The sequence below is a fragment of the Agreia sp. Leaf244 genome (genome assembly GCF_001422695.1).
Taxonomy (GTDB): Bacteria; Actinomycetota; Actinomycetes; order Actinomycetales; family Microbacteriaceae; genus Agreia.
This window is the reverse complement of record NZ_LMLX01000005.1, coordinates 290490-308108: the sequence shown is the minus strand read 5'-3', so window position 1 is coordinate 308108 and position 17619 is coordinate 290490. Positions and strand designations below refer to the sequence as shown.

Annotated in this window: 14 protein-coding genes; 8 read left to right on the top strand and 6 right to left on the bottom strand. The window is 66.4% G+C overall.

Going from position 1 to position 17619, the window contains the following annotated elements:
- The first annotated feature begins 54 nt into the window (after nt 1-54).
- From aceE to ASF06_RS15700, 6 genes are all read left to right on the top strand, one after another.
- Nucleotides 55-2781, top strand: coding sequence for a pyruvate dehydrogenase (acetyl-transferring), homodimeric type (gene aceE / locus ASF06_RS15725; RefSeq protein ID WP_055949208.1), 2727 nt, complete (start codon nt 55-57; stop codon nt 2779-2781).
- Nucleotides 2782-2847: 66 nt separating this feature from the next.
- Nucleotides 2848-4080, top strand: coding sequence for a PucR family transcriptional regulator (locus tag ASF06_RS15720; protein ID WP_055949204.1), 1233 nt, complete (start codon nt 2848-2850; stop codon nt 4078-4080).
- 88 nt (nt 4081-4168) lie between these two features.
- Nucleotides 4169-5089 (top strand): ACP S-malonyltransferase, encoded by a 921-nt coding sequence (locus tag ASF06_RS15715; protein ID WP_055949200.1) that lies wholly within the window; start codon nt 4169-4171, stop codon nt 5087-5089.
- 34 nt (nt 5090-5123) lie between these two features.
- A complete protein-coding gene (locus ASF06_RS15710) occupies nt 5124-6131 on the top strand; it encodes a beta-ketoacyl-ACP synthase III (RefSeq protein WP_055949197.1) in 1008 nt (335 codons plus the stop codon).
- A gap of 86 nt (nt 6132-6217) precedes the next feature.
- Nucleotides 6218-6466, top strand: coding sequence for an acyl carrier protein (locus ASF06_RS15705; RefSeq protein WP_044438497.1), 249 nt, complete (start codon nt 6218-6220; stop codon nt 6464-6466).
- A gap of 105 nt (nt 6467-6571) precedes the next feature.
- Nucleotides 6572-7810: a beta-ketoacyl-[acyl-carrier-protein] synthase family protein gene (locus tag ASF06_RS15700; protein ID WP_055949194.1), complete on the top strand. Its 1239-nt coding sequence runs from the start codon at nt 6572-6574 to the stop codon at nt 7808-7810.
- 82 nt (nt 7811-7892) lie between these two features.
- Here ASF06_RS15700 and ASF06_RS15695 read toward each other — a convergent pair whose 3' ends face one another.
- On the bottom strand, nt 7893-8396 hold the full coding sequence (locus tag ASF06_RS15695) for a DUF3145 domain-containing protein (RefSeq protein ID WP_055929075.1): 504 nt from the start codon (nt 8394-8396) through the stop codon (nt 7893-7895).
- Between the two features lie 205 nt (nt 8397-8601).
- Between ASF06_RS15695 and ASF06_RS15690 the strand changes: the two genes are divergently transcribed.
- Nucleotides 8602-9153 (top strand): PadR family transcriptional regulator, encoded by a 552-nt coding sequence (locus ASF06_RS15690; RefSeq protein WP_055949191.1) that lies wholly within the window; start codon nt 8602-8604, stop codon nt 9151-9153.
- Here ASF06_RS15690 and ASF06_RS15685 read toward each other — a convergent pair.
- The 4 genes from ASF06_RS15685 to ASF06_RS15670 form a co-directional block, all read right to left on the bottom strand.
- Complete coding sequence (locus ASF06_RS15685) at nt 9150-11438, bottom strand: transglutaminase family protein (RefSeq protein WP_055949188.1); 2289 nt, start codon at nt 11436-11438, stop codon at nt 9150-9152. The two genes, ASF06_RS15690 and ASF06_RS15685, sit on opposite strands and share 4 nt — an antisense overlap.
- Complete coding sequence (locus ASF06_RS15680) at nt 11435-12757, bottom strand: DUF58 domain-containing protein (RefSeq protein WP_055949186.1); 1323 nt, start codon at nt 12755-12757, stop codon at nt 11435-11437. The genes ASF06_RS15685 and ASF06_RS15680 overlap by 4 nt, the downstream gene beginning before the upstream one ends.
- 3 nt (nt 12758-12760) lie before the next feature.
- Nucleotides 12761-13693, bottom strand: coding sequence for an AAA family ATPase (locus ASF06_RS15675; RefSeq protein WP_235497248.1), 933 nt, complete (start codon nt 13691-13693; stop codon nt 12761-12763).
- Nucleotides 13694-13857: 164 nt separating this feature from the next.
- Nucleotides 13858-14382, bottom strand: coding sequence for a hypothetical protein (locus ASF06_RS15670; protein ID WP_055929092.1), 525 nt, complete (start codon nt 14380-14382; stop codon nt 13858-13860).
- Nucleotides 14383-14635: 253 nt separating this feature from the next.
- Between ASF06_RS15670 and ASF06_RS15665 the strand changes: the two genes are divergently transcribed.
- Entirely contained in the window at nt 14636-16192 is a 1557-nt protein-coding gene (locus ASF06_RS15665; RefSeq protein ID WP_055949183.1) for an SPFH domain-containing protein, read from the top strand.
- On the opposite strand, the gene ASF06_RS15660 is transcribed toward ASF06_RS15665, so the two are convergent.
- Complete coding sequence (locus ASF06_RS15660) at nt 16189-17514, bottom strand: hypothetical protein (RefSeq protein ID WP_157439233.1); 1326 nt, start codon at nt 17512-17514, stop codon at nt 16189-16191. The genes ASF06_RS15665 and ASF06_RS15660 overlap by 4 nt on opposite strands.
- Between the last annotated feature and the right edge of the window lie 105 nt (nt 17515-17619).

Here is a 17619-nt window from a genome sequence, read left to right as displayed (position 1 = left end):
GCACAGGCACGCACCGGCACTAGAAAATCTGTCACCCACAGAAAGAGGTCGACGTTGACTGTCAACGACCAGGACCCGTACTCGGCTAGCTCGACCGATTCCGATCCCGAAGAAACCGCGGAGTGGAACGAGTCGCTCGACCAGCTGGTTGCGGCTCACGGCCACGGGCGTGCGCGCGAGATCATGCTGAGCCTGCTGAAGCGAAGCAAGGAACTGCACCTCGGTGTTCCGATGGTTCCCACCACGGACTACATCAACACGATCGCCCCCGAGAACGAGCCGGCCTTCCCGGGCAACGAGGAGATCGAGCGTCGCTACCGCGCCTGGATCCGGTGGAACGCCGCCGTGCTCGTGCACCGCGCCCAGCGTCCCGGCATCGCCGTCGGCGGCCACATCTCGACCTACGCGTCGAGCGCCGCGCTCTACGAGGTCGGCTTCAACCACTTCTTCCGTGGTCAGGACCACGCGTCCGGCGGCGACCAGATCTTCGTGCAGGGCCACGCCTCCCCCGGCACCTACGCCCGGGCCTTCCTCGAGGGTCGTCTCGGCGAGAACCAGCTCGACGGCTTCCGCCAGGAGAAGTCGCACGTGGGCGGAGGACTCTCGTCGTACCCGCACCCGCGTCTGATGCCCGACTTCTGGCAGTTCCCCACCGTGTCGATGGGTCTCGGACCGATCAACGCGATCTACCAGGCGCAGCTGGCCAAGTACGTCACCAACCGCGGCATCAAGGACGCGTCCGACCAGCAGGTCTGGGCGTTCCTCGGCGACGGCGAGATGGACGAGGTCGAGAGCCGTGGCCAGCTTCAGGTCGCGGCCAACGAGGGCCTCGACAACCTGAACTTCGTCATCAACTGCAACCTGCAGCGTCTCGACGGCCCCGTTCGCGGTAACGGAAAGATCATCCAGGAGCTCGAGAGCTTCTTCCGCGGTGCCGGCTGGAACGTCATCAAGGTCATCTGGGGCCGCGAGTGGGACTCGCTGCTCGCCAACGACACCGATGGCGCGCTGCTCAACCTCATGAACACGACGCCGGATGGCGACTTCCAGACGTACAAGACCGAAGACGGCGCGTACGTGCGCGAGAACTTCTTCGGCCGCGATCCCCGCGCCCTCAAGCTCGTGGAGAACTACACCGACGACGACGTGTGGAACCTCAAGCGCGGTGGACACGACTATCGCAAGGTCTACGCCGCGTTCAAGGCGGCGGCCGAGCACAAGGGCCAGCCGACCGTCATCCTCGCCCACACCATCAAGGGCTACGGCCTGGGCAAGAGCTTCGAGGGGCGCAACGCGACCCACCAGATGAAGAAGATGACGCTCGACAACCTCAAGGCGTTCCGCGACGAGCTGCGCATCCCGATCACCGATGCCCAGCTCGAGGAGAACCCGTACCTGCCGCCGTACTACAAGCCGGCCGAAGGCGACGAGGCGATCGAGTACCTGCACGAGCGTCGGCGAGAGCTCGGCGGCTACCTGCCGGAGCGCCGCTCGAAGTACGAGCAGTTCGCCCTGCCCGACGACTCGGCGTACCAGACCCTGAAGAAGGGCTCGGGAACGCAGGAGATCGCGACGACCATGGCGTTCGTGCGACTGCTCAAGGACCTCACGCGGGCCAAGGGCTTCGGACACCGCATCGTGCCGATCATTCCCGACGAGGCACGCACCTTCGGCCTCGATGCGTTCTTCCCGACATCGAAGATCTACAACCCGAACGGTCAGAACTACACCTCGGTCGACCGCGACCTGCTGCTCGCCTACAAGGAGAGCCCGCAGGGAACGATCATCCACGTCGGCATCAACGAGGCCGGCGCGCTGGCCGCGTTCACCGCGGTGGGAACGTCGTACTCGACCCAGGGCGAGCCCCTCATCCCGGTCTACGTCTTCTACTCGATGTTCGGATTCCAGCGCACGGGCGATGCCCTCTGGGCCGCTGGAGACCAGATGGCTCGCGGATTCGTGATCGGCGCGACGGCCGGACGCACCACGCTGACGGGCGAGGGCCTGCAGCACGCCGACGGACATTCGCTCCTGCTGGCATCCACGAACCCCGCCGTCGTGTCGTACGACGCGGCCTACGGCTACGAGATCAACCACATCGTGCGCGACGGCCTCGAGCGCATGTACGGCGGCTCGCACAGCGACCCGAACGTCATGTACTACCTGACGGTCTACAACGAGCCGCACGTGCAGCCGGCCGAGCCCGAGGGGCTCGACGTCGACGGCGTCGTGCGCGGCATCTACAAGCTGAAGGACGGCACGGTCGAAGGCCCGAAGGCGAACATCCTCGCCTCGGGTGTGGCCGTTCCGTGGGCTCTCGAAGCCCAGCAGCTGCTCGCCGACGACTGGGGCGTCTCCGCCGATGTGTGGAGCGTGACCTCGTGGACCGAGCTGCGCCGCGACGGGCTGAAGGCCGAGGAGCACAACTTCCTCAACCCCAACGCCCCGAAGCAGACCGCCTACGTCACGACGAAGCTGGCCGACGCGGCCGGCCCGTTCGTCGCGGTGACCGACTACATGCACGCCGTGCCCGACCAGATCAGGCAGTTCGTTCCCGGCGAGTACGCGACCCTCGGTGCCGACGACTTCGGCTTCTCCGACACCCGGCCCGCCGCGCGTCGCTTCTTCAAGATCGACGGACCGTCGGTCGTGGTGCGCACGCTCGAGCAGCTCGCCGCGAAGGGCGAGGTCGACGCATCCGCCCCCGCCTGGGCGATCGAGAAGTACCGTCTCTACGACGTCACGGCCGGAACCTCGGGTTCGGCCGGCGGAGAGAGCTGACGGACGCGAGTCAGCCGAACCGTTCCGTGAACAGATCAGGCACACCGATCGCAGGGGTGCGCGAGCATGGCCAAGAGTAAGGCGGAGACGCTCGCGTGGCTCCGCACGATCTCGGGCGAGCTCGCGACGACCACGATCAAGCGACTCGACGCGACGCTGCCCTGGTACGGCGATATGCCGCCAGGGCGGCGCAGCGCGGTCGGGCTCGTCGCCCAGGCCGGCATCAAGTCGTTCATCCAGTGGTACGAGGATCCCTCGACGACCACCTGGATCGCATCGGACGTCTTCGGCTCCGCTCCGCGCGAGCTGCTGAGATCGGTCACGCTGCAGCAGACCCTGCAGCTGATCAGGGTGGTCGTCGAGGTCGTCGAAGACAGGGTCAAGGGCGCGGATGCCTCGCTTCGCGAGGCCATCCTCCTCTACTCGCGCGAGATCGCGTTCGCCTCCGCCGACGTGTACGCCCGGGCGGCCGAGGCGCGCGGACTCTGGGACGCGAGACTCGAGGCCCTGGTCGTCGACTCCATCCTGAGCGGCGAATACGACGACGAGCTCCCGTCCCGGATCGCGGCCCTCGGCTGGCACGGTCACGGCGAGGTGAGCGTTCTCGTCGGCACGACACCGCGTGTGCTCGACGTCGATCAGCTGCGCCGCACGGCGCGGCACCTGCAGGCCGACGTGCTCATCGGGGTGCAGGGCAATCGACTCGTTCTGGTTATCGGTCGATCGATCCCTGCTCCCGGCAGCGCGTCTCCCCCGTCCGCGGCCGGCACAGCTGAGCACGACGCCGGCGAGCAGGCGACGGAACCCACCCTGAGCTTCATGGACATCGCCCGTGCCCTCGAGCCGGGATTCGGTCCCGGCCATCTCGTGCTCGGACACGAGGTGCCAAGCCTGGTCGACGCATCCCGCAGCGCGAAGGCGGCACTCGCCGGGTTCGCCGTGGCCCGGGCCTGGCGCAACGCACCGCGCCCCGCACTCGCCGACGACCTGCTTCCGGAGAGAGCGCTGGCGGGCGATCCCCTGGCACGCTCGACCCTGGTCAACAGGGTCTACCGCCCGCTGCAGGACCAGTCGCCCGAACTCATGGCGACGCTGTGGTGCTACCTCGACAACGGTCGTTCGCTCGAGGCGACCGCGCGTGAGCTGTATGTGCACCCGAACACCGTGCGCTATCGCCTCAAGCGTGTGTCCCAGGTGATCGGGTGGGACGCGACCGGAGCGCGTGAAGCCCTGATCCTGCAGTCGGCGCTCATCCTCGGCACCATGCACGATCACGACGGCGCCATCAGTCGCAAGTGATGCCTCTGTATCCTTTCGACAGCAGTTCTCGTCATTGTTGGTGTGATCTCGACACACCTTTCGGCTCAACTCTTGGGAGGATGATCTAGTGATCGTCATCGTCTGTCCCGGCCAGGGCTCGCAAACCCCCGGCTTCCTCTCCCCCTGGCTCGATGTTCCGGGCTACCGCGAACATCTCGACGAACTGGGAGAAGCCGCAGGTCTCGACCTGGTCGCCCACGGCACCACGAGCGACGCCGACACGATTCGCGACACCGCGGTCGCCCAGCCTCTGATCGTCGCCGCCGGCATCCTGACTCTGCGCGCCCTGTTCGCCGACGGTCGCAAGGCTCGTATCGGCGGTATCGCCGGACACTCCGTCGGTGAGATCACCGCCGCCGCGGGCGCCGGGGTGCTCAGCGAGACGGATGCGATGGCGTTCGTTCGCCAGCGCGGGCTCGCGATGGCCGCGGCCGCAGCAGAGACGACCACCGGCATGAGCGCCGTCATCGGAGCCGACGAAGAGGAGCTCCTCGCCCGCCTCGAGTCACTCGGACTCCAGCCGGCCAACTTCAACGGCGCCGGGCAGATCGTCGTCGCCGGCGAGCCCGAGGCGCTTGCCGCCCTCGCGGCAGACCCTCCGGCCAAGGCCCGGGTCATCCCGCTCCAGGTCGCGGGCGCGTTCCACACCCGATACATGACGCCCGCGGTGGCGACCCTCACCGAGGTCGCGTCGAGACTCGAGCCCGCCGACCCGACGACGACCCTCTGGACGAACAGGGACGGCAGCGTCGTCACGAGCGGCCGAGCGTTCGTCGATCTTCTGGTCGGTCAGGTCTCCTCGCCCGTGCGCTGGGATCTGGACATGCAGGCCTTCGCCGACTCCGGCGTCACCGGCATCATCGAGGTCGCGCCCGCGGGCGCACTCACCGGCCTCGCCAAGCGAGGCCTTCGCGGCACACCCACCGTGGCGGTCAAGACACCCGACGACCTCGAGGCGGCCTTCGCGCTGCTCGACGGCGACGCGTGAGCACGATACCCGATTCGACAGTCCCGGAGACGATATGAAGCACGCCCCTCTCAAGCAGAATCGCGGCAGCGAGTTCACACGCATCCACAGCGTGGGCGCGGCCCGCGGCGAGAACGTCGTGCCCAACGACGACCTCGTCGGTCCGATCGACTCGTCCGACGAGTGGATCAGGCAGCGCACCGGAATCATCGAGCGCCGCCGAGCGGGCAAAGATGTGCTGGCCGTCGACCTCGCGACGACCGCAGCCCGCGAGGCCATCGAGCGCGCCGGAATCGACCCCCAGCAGATCGGTGCCGTCATCGTCGCCACGATCAGCAACCCGGTGGTCACCCCGTCGATCTCGTCGCTCCTCGCGGAGCGCGTCGGAGCCAATCCTGCTGCCGCCTACGACATCGAGGCGGCGTGCGCCGGATACACGTATGGCATCGCCCAGGCCGACTCGCTCATCCGCGCGGGGCTTGCAGAGTACGTGCTCGTGGTGGGAGCGGAGAAGCTCTCGGAGTTCATCGATCCGGCGGACCGGTCGATCTCGTTCCTCCTCGGCGACGGCGCCGGCGCGGCCATCGTGGGACCGAGCGACTTCGCCGGCATCTCTCCCAGCATTTGGGGCTCCGACGGCTCTAAGTGGGACACGATCTACATGACGGGCACCCACGCGCAGTTCCGCGACGGCGAGATCGACGTGTGGCCGACCATGCGCCAGGAGGGCGCCACGGTCTTCCGCTGGGCCGTCTGGGAGATGGCGAAGGTCGCTCAGCGCGCTTTGGATGCCGCGGGCATCACGAGCGCAGACCTCGCGGCGTTCATTCCCCACCAGGCGAACATGCGCATCGTCGACGAGTTCGCGAAGCAGCTCAAACTTCCCGAATCCGTCGCCATCGCACGAGACATCGCCACCACCGGCAACACCTCGGCGGCGTCCATTCCGTTGGCAACCCACCGACTGCTCGAGGAGAACCCCGAGCTCTCTGGCGGACTCGCCCTGCAGATCGGCTTCGGCGCCGGCCTGGTGTTCGGCGCTCAGGTCGTCGTACTGCCCTAGTAACCAACGCGCGTTGCTTCGTCAAGAACGCGCACGGCCTGACCTAAACTAAGTGACGGTCAATTCAACCCTCAAGGAGAAACACAATGGCATTGTCCACCGAAGAAGTGCTGGCCGGCCTGGCCGAACTCATCAACGACGAGACCGGTATCGCCACCGACACCGTCGAGATGGACAAGTCGTTCACCGACGACCTGGACATCGACTCGATCTCCATGATGACGATCGTCGTCAACGCTGAAGAGAAGTTCGACGTGAAGATCCCCGACGAAGAGGTCAAGAACCTCAAGACCGTCGGCGACGCTGTCACATTCATCGTCGCAGCGCAGGACTAATACTCCACCGCTGCAGCGCAGACGGCAGGCCCGGGCATCTGGCCCGGGCCCGTCGTCCACGCACCTGACCTGCCCACGATTGACCACGTGCAAGAGAGTTTTTCCATGAGTTCCAAACGAATCGTCGTCACCGGAATCGGCGCGACGTCCCCCCTCGGCGGCACAGCCCGCGAAACGTGGGACGCGCTTCTTGCCGGAGTCTCGGGCGCCACCACCCTCGAGCAGGAGTGGGTCGCCAAGTGGGAGATCCCCATCACATTCGCTGCCCAGGCGAAGGTGCCGTCGAGCGAGGTACTCGAGCGCATCGAGACCAAGCGTCTCGACCCCTCGAGCCAGTTCGCACTCACGGCCGCCCGCGAGGCATGGGCCGATGCGGGCTCCCCCGAGGTCGTGCCCGAGCGTTTCGGCGTCGACTGGGCCACCGGTATCGGCGGCGTCTGGACACTCCTCGACGCGTGGGACACCCTGCGCGAACGTGGTCCTCGCCGTGTGCTCCCCATGACGGTGCCCATGCTCATGCCCAACGGACCGGCTGCGGCCATCGAGATGAGCCTGGGTGCTCGTGCCGGCGCCCGCACGGTCGTCTCGGCCTGCGCATCCAGCACCGAGTCGATCGCCAATGCGTACGACCACCTGCAGGCCGGTTATGCCGACATCATCATCGCGGGCGGATCCGAAGCTGCCATCCACCCGCTTCCCATCGCATCCTTCGCGGCCATGCAGGCGCTGTCGAAGCGCAATGACGACCCTGCCACGGCCTCGCGCCCCTACGACGTGACCCGTGACGGATTCGTTCTCGGCGAGGGCGGGGCAGCGATCGTCATGGAGACCGAGGAGCACGCGCTCGCCCGTGGTGCGCGCATCTATGCCGAGGTCGTGGGCGGTGCCGTCACCAGCGACGCGTACCACATCACCGCTCCCGACCCCGAGGGGTCCGCGGCGGCCCGCGCGATGATCGCCGCCGTCGAGAACTTCGGCTACTCCCTCTCCGACGTCGCGCACATCAATGCCCACGCCACCTCCACCCCGGTGGGCGACATTGCGGAATACAAGGCTCTGCGGCACGTTTTCGGAGATTCACTCGCGGGCATCCCCGTATCGGCGACGAAGGCATCCACCGGGCATCTGCTCGGCGGTGCAGGCGGCATCGAGGCGATCTTCACCATCCTCGCGCTGCACGAGCGCACGGCCCCGCCCACGATCAACCTCACCGAGCAGGACCCGGAGATCGAGATGGACGTCGTGACTGCCCCGCGCACCCTGCCCGACGGCGATCTCGTGGCGATCAGCAACTCGTTCGGCTTCGGTGGTCACAACGCCGTCGTCGCGTTCAAGACCGCCTGAGCCGCGTCGCGGCAACAAGGTTGTCGTTCGGTCCCCTCCCTCCAGTCGACTCACGTCGCTTGGAGGGAGGGGACCGAACTGGTTAACCGACGGAGTGAAGCCACACCACGGGCGAGAAATCGCTCTCGTGGCGGAAGGGCTCCAGCTCGTCGTCCCATGCCTGTCCTAAGGCCAGGCGGAGCTCGCGGTGCAGTTCGAGGGCATCGGTGCCGGCAGCCTCCATGGCCGCGCGAACGCGATCCTCGGGAATGACAGTGTTGCCCGCGCTGTCTGTCTGCGCGTAGAAGATTCCGAGGTCGGGTGTGTGCACCCAGCGTCCGCCGTCGGAGCCGGCGGCGGGGTCCTCGGTGACCTCGTAGCGCAGGTGCTCCCAGCCGCGGAGCGCTGAGGAGATGGCCGCACCGGTGCCGGCCGGCCCCTCCCAGTAGAACTCGGTTCGCTGGGATCCACGGAGCACGGGCTGTTCGCGCCAGCTGAAGTTGACGGCACGACCAATTGCGCGACCTGCGGCCCACTCGACGTGGGGGCAGAGCGCGCGGGGGGCGGAATGAACGAAGATCATTCCGTGTGCGACGGGTGCCACCATTGTTGTCTCCATTTCGTGAGGTACGTCTTCCCCAACGACCTGTGAAATGGAACTGCGGCGGCACTGTTTTGAAGTTGTTCTTGCATTATGCACGATAGGGCTGCGTACTGCCAGATGAATTGCCGCAGCGGAACCGGCGAGCCGCTCGGGTTCCCTTATCCGCGAGGGGCATACTGAGTAGACAATTACTTCGATGGAGTGCGACATGTCGGTGAGGTCGGGAATCCTGGCTGTGCTGAGCCTCGGACCGGCCTACGGCTCCCAGGTGCACGGCGAAGTCGAGACGCGAATGCACCGCGTCGGATCGATCAACGTCGGGCAGATCTACTCGACCCTCGACAGGCTGCAATCCCAGGGGTTCGTGATCAACGAAGGCATGACGGGCGACGGACTGCCGCTCTACGCCCTCACTGCGCGCGGCCGGGCGGAGGTCGAGACATGGCTGACGACGGCGGATGCCGGTTCCAGCTGGTCGGACTTCGTCGGCCACGTGCTTCTGGTCGCCTCGCTTCCCGGTGCACCCGTCGACGACCTGGTGCGGGGGTATCGCGACGCATTCGGCGAGGAGGCTGTGCCCACGGCCGACAGCACTGACGAGCCACTCGCCGCGCTCGGCGAGCAGGCGACCCGGGTGCTCTCGAGGTCCGCTCTGGCGTGGCTCGACGACGTGCAGAGGGTTCTGTCGACGTCAGATCACGCGCGTCCGCTGGGCAGCATGCGTCCCCGGCGTGGTCGCCGTCCTCGACAGAGCAGCTAGTCCCTCTTCTCGGAGCGCACGAAGAGCGAGGCAGGCAGCAGTCTCGCCCGTCGCCGCACCGACTGGTCGGCCTCGTCTGCGATCGACTTCTCGACCGAGAGGACCGCGGCCCTCACCGCCCCCCTTTCGGCGCCACCCACGGGCGCACTGCGCGCTGAAGCGAACTGTTCGCGTTCCACGGCCCGACGCAGTGTGTCTACGTCATCGCGAGCGACACGACGGATCCTCTGCAGACGCCCCGCGAACACCGCGGGCGTATCCCCGCGGGACACCTCGATTCCATAGTCTCGGGCGAAGTTCTGCAACTCCAGCCACGCTCCGGTCGCCGGCCTCTGGGAGCCGTCGATCGCGGCCAGCGAGCGGCGCCGACGCCACGACCGGATGCCTGCGGGCACGAGCCCGAGGAGCGCGACACCCGCCGCCACGGCCAGTGCGGTGAGCCATCCCCGCAGCTGGGCGAGTGACCGGGCCTCCCCCGTCGACGTGGCCGCCGCGGGATCGACGTCATCACGTGCCTGCGACGTGGGCGTCACATCCGTCGTCTGCGGAGCCGCGGCCTGCGAACCGGCACTCTGCTGGGCATAGGCGGGCAGCGTGTACTCGGGAACGGAGATGCCGAGGCTCGGGGTGGGCTCGAACGGCAGCCATCCGATGCCGTCGAAGTAGAGTTCGGGCCATGAGTGCAGCTGGTCCGTGAGGACCTCGTACTGCGGCTCGCCGTCGATGTAGCGCGTGGCCGCAGAGCTGGGGAAGTATCCGATGGCGATGCGCGACGGGATGCCGAGGACGCGTGCCATCGTGGCCATGGTCGCGGCGAAGTGAACGCAGTATCCGCTCTTCACCTCGAGGAAGGCTGCCAGAGCGTCGGCGTTGGTTCCGTCGAACGAGCCGGCGACGGGCGTCTCGACTGAGTAGTCGAATTCGCCCGAGGTGAAATACGACTGCAGCGCGACGGCACGGTCGTAGTTGGTCGTCGCGCCGGCCGTGACCTCGCGGGCCACATCGGAGACGACCGACGGGAGCTCCGGCGGCAGCTCGAGAAGCGGATTCAAGGCGACGGGCACGATGCTGCCGGCCGCGGCGAGCTGATCAGCCGAGGGCGCCACGACCAGGCTCTCGACGCTGTAGTCGTCTCCACGGCTGTCGTTGCGGCTCGGGGGGAGGGTGACGACACCGGTGTCGGGGTCGGCGGTCCATCCGCGCCCCGCGTTGTCCAATGACGTCGCGGGAGACGGCAGCGGCAGCCATTCGCTGCGGAGGCCCTCGATCGAGACCTCGGTGCTGACCGTGCTGCGCTCCACGTCGTCGGCGAGTCCGGGCGGGGCCGCCAGCTCCTCCACAGTGCCGCCGTCCGTCTCCTCGGGCTGCCAGGTGCCCGTCGAGAAGTCGTTCAGGTCGACCATCTTGAGGTACAGGGGACTGTCGGCCGTCGTCACGTAGCTGAGCGACAGGATGGGGGTCGTGCGACGAAGATCTCGACCGAGCTGGATGACGGGGTCGATGCCCGCCCCGTAGATCGAGGGGATGCGTCCGCTACTCCTCGAATCGGCGAAGGCCTGGGCGGTCAATCCTGGTGTCACCGCCGGAATCAGGAGGGCGCACACGATGGCCCCGGCTCCCAGGGCGAGCGCCGTGAGGGGAGAACGGCCCGCGCGGGTGGCGTTCCGATGACCCTGTGAACGATGGCCGTCGGTTCGTGCGGCGAGCCACAGCACCAGCAGGAACGACGCCACCGTCGCGACGAATCGCACGACGTCGACGTCTCGTATCTGCACGGCGGAGGGAACGATGAAGAGACCGAGTGCCAGCACGCCGACGAACGCCGGAAAGCGCACGACCACAGCCGCATCGGCGAGGATGGCGAGGAGCCCGCAGGCCATGGCGATCAGCTGCACGAGAGACGCGACCGGATCCGCGGGAATCGTCTGCACCTGGATCTGTGTACCGGCGTCGATGAAGCCCGAGAGCAGGGTGTCGACCGTCTCGGGTGTCGGAATGACGCCGAGGAACGCCGTGCCCGGAGCGAAGAACCACTCGCTGGCGACGATCCACACGGCGACGGCCGCGACGATCCCCAGTGCGGGGCGCAGGCCCGAGGCCCGCACGGCCCACGAGGCGGTCATGCACGCGACGGCCATGGCCATCGCCGCGAACCACCACGAGTCCCCCTGCACGAAGGGCCCGAGGCCCGCGAGTGGCACGCCGATCGTCACCAGGACAGCGATCGACACCATCCACGAGCCGCGCTGCTGCTGCCGTCGGTCGGAGCGGCTCCGGGCCGTCATCGGAGGACTCCCGCCGGCTCGGACTCCCACGCGGACGACGGGGCCTCGTCTGGGGAGACGAGCCGGACGACCCAGCCGGCCTGCACCAGATCGTCTCGGAGGCGCTCCGCCCACGCCGGCACGGTGCTCCGCGTCGCCGCGTCGTGCACGACGAAGGCGAGGGCCGACGACGTCGTGGCCGCCGACCGCCGCAGGGCGTCGACGGACTCCGCGTCGATGTCGCCCAGCACGGCGAAAAGCGGGGCCAATTCGCCCGACACGCGTCCGGCATCCGCCACGATGTCACGAACGGCGAGCGGCGGATGCCCGGCGTCGAGCCGGGCGCGCGCGCCACGGAGCAGCAGTTCGGCTGCGGCACCGGCCGCGTACTCCGCTGTGCGTGGCGCCGTCGGCTCGGGCGACTCCACGAGCACGGTGCGGTATCCCTCGTGCTGCAGGTGCAGGCCTATCGAGACGGCCATGGAGACCGCCCATTCGAAAGCCTCGGAGTGGGAATCTGCGACTCGTCGACCGGCGCCGTTCGAGAAGCTCTCGAGGCGGGTGTCGAGCACGATGACGGCCTCGTGGTCGGTGTGCTGGTCGTCCTGTCTCACCATGAGCTCCGAATGCCGGGCGGTCGCGGGCCAGTGCACCCTCCGGATGCTGTCGCCCGTCTGGTACTTGCGCGCGATCACGTCCTGCTCGCCGCTGGCGGCCGGTCGTCGGGACTGCATGGCCTGGCCGTCGCCGCTCGGAAGCCGGAACGACCCGCGGGTGAGCGTCTCGACGTCGGGAGTGACGGTGAGGGTGTCGGTTCCGTCCACGCTGAGGCGGCGGGTAGCCAGACCGAACGGGTCGCCGAACCGGATCCAGAGCGGACCGATGGAGTGCTGCCCTCGACGAGGGGACTCGATGAGGTAGCGCACAGTCGTCACCCGTGGCTTGTCGGTCTCCAGCGACCGGAACGCCGGCAGAGCGGGAAGCGGGGCGAGGGCACTGCGGTGAACGGGAGAGGTGGCGTCGTCGTACCAGTTCGCCGCAGGTGTCGGTGCCATGCCCCAGTTCTGGATGGCCAGGCTGACCTCGCAGTCCGAGCCCGCATTGGCGGTCTCGGGATCGAATCGGCGCACGGCGGTGAGCTTCGGGTGCCTGACGGAAACAAGGATCAGCGAGAGCAGCGGGAGCGCGAGGGCTGCGGATGCGGCGAACGCGATCTCGCGCTGCCCGAGGATGGGCGCGACGATGTAGAGGGCTATGGACGCCGCCAGGAATCCATAACCGCGAACGGTGAGCGACGGCCACCGCTCGATGCGCTGACGGAGCTTCGTGCGAGCGGCCATAGCCTAGAGCGACCGGGCGGCGACGAGAGGCACAGGTGTCGCCTGAACGATCCTCATGAGGGTCTCCTCTATGGCGCTCACTCCGTTGCGGTGGTCGCTCACCGACCTGCGGGTGGGAACGATGCGGTGACCGAGCACCGGCACCACCAGGGCGTCGATGTCGTCGGGCAGAACGAAGTCGCGACCGTCGAGGGCTGCCGCGACCTTGGCCGCGCGAACGAGGTGCAGGGTGGCGCGCGGGCTGACGCCGAGTCGTACCTCGGGATCGCGTCGCGTGGCCTGGGCGATGTTCACCACGTACTGCTCGACCGCTCGCGACACGAAGACCTCACGAGCGCTGCGGATCATGGACTGGAGCTCGTCGCGGCCGACGACGGCCTGGATGTCGTCGAGCGGACTCTGCAGTTCGCGGTTGTGCAGCATGGCCAGCTCGGCTTCGGCATCGGGATATCCCATCGATACCCTCGCCATGAACCGGTCGCGCTGCGCCTCGGGCAGCGCGAAGGTCCCCTCCATCTCGATGGGGTTCTGGGTGGCGACCACACTGAACGGGGTGTCGAGCTGATGCGTGACACCGTCGACAGATACCTGTCGCTCCTCCATGCACTCGAGCAGGGCAGACTGCGTCTTGGGCGATGCCCTGTTTATCTCGTCGGCGATCACGATGTTCGCGAACACGGCGCCCGGCTTGAACTCGAACCTGTTCTCCTGCTGGTTGAAGATCGAGACGCCGGTCACGTCGGACGGCAGCAGGTCGGGCGTGAACTGGATGCGGCTCACCGACGCGCTCACGGAGCGGGCGAGGGCCTTCGCCAAGGTTGTCTTACCGACACCGGGAACGTCTTCGACGAGCAGATGGCCCTCAGCGAGAAGAACGATGAGCGACAGCGTCGCGACTTCGGTCTTGCCGTTGATGACTGCTTCGAGGTTCGACATGATCGAGCCGGACAGGCGGGCGAACTCGTCGAGGTCGATGTCGGGCGTGGCGGCGCGGGCACTGGACTGGGCGGTCGTATCGGGCAACAGGAAACTCCCTCGTTTCGCTCGATTGTAACCGCGAAACATGGGTGTTCCTCATGTGGGCCAGGAGACCCCGAGTGTCAGGACCGGTGCGCCGGATGCCCCGTCGTGAGGTACTTCGCGCCCTCTGCCGGGTCGGTCAGCCACTCGGTGAACAACATCACCATGTCGTCGCGGATCTGCACCTCGCCCAGGTCGGGATGATCGATGAGCGCCGTCGTGACGAGTCCTTCTTCTACAGGAAGGTAGCTCGCGGCACCGCGGCGGTACGCCGCCTGTGCCGCCTGCAGATGAACGGTGAACGACGGCCCGTAGTCCTCTCCGTCTTGGAAGACTCCCTGAGCCCAGGCCACGAGGTCGAAGTCGGTCTTCGCGTCCCAGGGGCAGTTGCGCAGAGTCTTGTCGCTCTCGGAGAAGTAGCGGTACTTGAGTTCGCCGTCGATGACCCAGTAGTTCGCGTTGGCGATGCCGATGCCGATGGTCAGGCTGGGAGTCTCGGGGTCGAGCAGTCGATAGGTGCTGATGTACGTGACCGACTTGGGCATCGGAAACTGAAGCGCCCGCGGAATAGGCGCGGGGATGCGGATCTCGAACGAGCTGAACACGAGACTCCTCCCCGGCACATGATTAGCCTTGACTCTAACCGTTGCACTGTGCGCGATGAAACATGAGCGGCGCGCCGTGCCTGTCTGAATCATCCGTTTTGCAGCCGTGCCGAAACCGAACAGGTAAACGCCGCGTCGACCGCGCCCTGCCTTTGACACGCCATCCGGCCTTTTCTGGCATGGTGGAGCCTGAACGGCCGCGCGTCCGCCGCGGCATCCGAGACCGTCCCTTCAGGGATCCAGAGAGGTACTCATGGACAACGCCGAACTCACCGGCATCCTCGTCATCGTCGGGATAGCCATCGTCGTCGCCGTCGTCGTCGTTCTCATCCTGCTGGTGTTCGCGCGCAGTTGGATCAAAGTGGCTCGAGCCGACGAGGCTCTCGTCATTTCTGGTCGCAAGCAGAAAGTCCAGCTCGCGGTCCTCAGCGCCGACGGCACGAGCCGCGACGAGATGTCCGAGTCTCCTGTCACGGTCATCGTCAATGGCAAGTCGCTTGTCAATCCGATCACGCAGCGCCACGAGATCATCTCGCTTCGCTCGCGCCAGGTCTCGTTGAACGCCGAGGCGCAATCGCTCGACAGTGTGACATTGAACGTCGATGGTGTTGCCATCGTGAAGATCGGATCAGATCCCCTGCTGGTGCGACGTGCCGCCGAGCGTTTTGCCTCGCAGGACACGGCGATCGAGCAGTTCACCACCGAGCAGCTGGAAGGCGCGCTCCGTGGAATCGTCGCCACGCTGTCGGTCGTCGAGCTCATGCGGGAGCGCAAGAAGTTCTCCGACCAGATCGCCGCCGACGTCTCTCAGGAGCTCGCGGAGCAGGGACTGATCCTGGACTCGTTCCAGATCAAGGGCATCACCGACAAGGTCGGCTACATCCAGTCACTCGGTGCTCCTGAGATCCAGGCGAAGCGCCAGGCCGCAGAGATCTCGCAGACCAATGCAGACCGGGCGATCAACCAGAAGAACATCGCCAACAAGGAAGCCAACCTCGTCGAGCAGACCGGCCTCGACACCAACACCGCCAACTCGAACGCCGGCATCGGCCGAGCGAGGGCCGAGGCGGAACAGGCCGAGAACCTCGCCCGCGAGCAGGCGCAGCAGGCCGTTCTCCAGCAGCAGGCCGAGAACCGTCAGGCCCAACTGGATGCCGACGTCAAGCGTGTCGCGGATGCTCAGCGATACGAGGCGGAGACGCGCGCACAGGCCGAGTTGTACACCCGCGAGCGGGCAGCGGAGGCTGCGGCGATCGAGCAGGTCAAGCAGGCAGAGGCCCGTACCCGTATCGCCGAGCAGCAGGCGCAGGCCGACAAGGCCCGTGCCGACGGTGAGGCCGCAGCCGCTGTCGCCAAGGCCACGGGTGAGGCGAGCGCGCTCCGTGCGCAGGCCGAGGCCGAGTCCGAGGCTCGCCGCCTGCGCGCAAACGCCGAGGCTGACGCCATCCGCGCAGAAGGTGACGCCCGCGCCGCCGCACTGGAAGCGGAAGCCAAGGCCATCGCCTCGAACCAGGAGGCCTTCCTCTCGCAGCGCGTTCTCGACGTGCTGCCCTCGATCATGGCCGAGTTCGCAAAGGGATACTCCGCGATCGGAAGCGTGTCGATCGTCGGCGGATCAAGCGAAGACGGAGCGTCGAATCTCGTCGGTGCGGACAGCGCAAAAGCACTGAAGTCTGTATTCGACACCGTCAGCTCCGCGACGGGCCTCGACCTCGCATCGATCATCCAGGGGCAGGCTGTCGGGCGTGGGATCGGCGAGGGCATGGCGGCGGCTGCTCCCCCGCCTCCCGCATCGGGCAATCCGAGCTAGCTTCGCGCCGCCTTGAGCTTCTCGAGTTGCTCGAGGGCTGCCAGCTCGGCGGACATGGCGTGCGTGGCCGACAAGATTTCGAACTGGTCCGACGTCTGAAGGAGTTCTAACTGCGTCTTCGCTTTAGCGAGTTTCTCTTCGTCGGCACTACTCCGCGCGTTGGCTTCTTTACGAGCTGCGCCGACCGCATCCAGGACCTCGCCAGTCGCGGTTGCAATGGTTGAGAGACTAGATGCCGACCCTACGCCATAGGACTTGAGCGACATATCAGGGTGATAGACGAGTTCGAACTTTCTGGACCGAAACCATGACCCGTCCAACTCCAAGTAGTCCGTCTCGGAGTGGCTGTCGACAATGTCGAGTTGCCTGACCGACTGTTCCTGCAGCTTCCAGGAGTTGTCGGGTTGTTTGATGTACGTGCCGACGATGGACCTGCGGCTCCGTCGAAGGGCTACCGAGTCCTTGAGATCTCTCTCACCTCGAGGCGGCTCGGAATTGCGGGCGGTGTCGACGATGGCAATGAACGTCCGGAAGCGGTCCATGAGCACCGCCTGGCTGTCACCGGCAGGCAGACTGTTTCGGTCGAGAACCTGCGGCAGGCTCGGTCCGGGGAATCGAAGCAACTCCGAGGGGCTCAATATGAACGTCTGCTTCTCGATGATGTGTGCTTGATTCGCAATCCACGCGCGCCGAACCTGACTCACGGACGCAAGCTGGGACTGCAACACCTCGATAGCCGCACCGGTCTCGATGATCACCGATGCTGAGGTATCCGGAGAGGAAACCACCCTCAGCAACCCCTCGACATGAGCGATGAGTTGATCGCGTAAGACACGAAGTTGGGGGAACTTCTCGTCCCATTCTGATTCAAGCGAGGGTCGGTCACCAAGGTCGAAGGCGACACCGGCGAAAGGCATGATGGCGCCAACGACCTTGGCGACGAGACTGATGACCGGCGATACGTCCCGCACGGTCTCGCTGTTGATCGATCGAATGAATCCACGGTCATCCAGCCCGATCGTCAGAGATATCGTCTCGAGCAGCCCGGCATCAACGCGGAGTGACCGTCTGCCATCTGGGTCTTCAACGGCTTGCGACGTCACGTCGACATCGGTCACTTTGACCCGCCACGATTTTCCTTCGCGATCACTGGTCGGGCTCGTTGCAGTTGGCGGGGCACTCCCTTGGTCGGATTCGTCGCTCGGCGACGGCTCGTCAGGGAACGGATCAGGGTGATGCGACACGATGTAGCGACTCGTGACTTCAACCGAAAACTGCGTTTGAGGCAGCCAGTAAGCCAATCCCAGTCCGATTTCCGACATGCGATCCTCCTTGATCACTCCGTGCCGCTCATTCTGTCAGGAAATGAGTCATTTTCAGCAAAGTCTTTTCGCTTCTTCAACACGAGTTCACCGGTGAGAGAAACG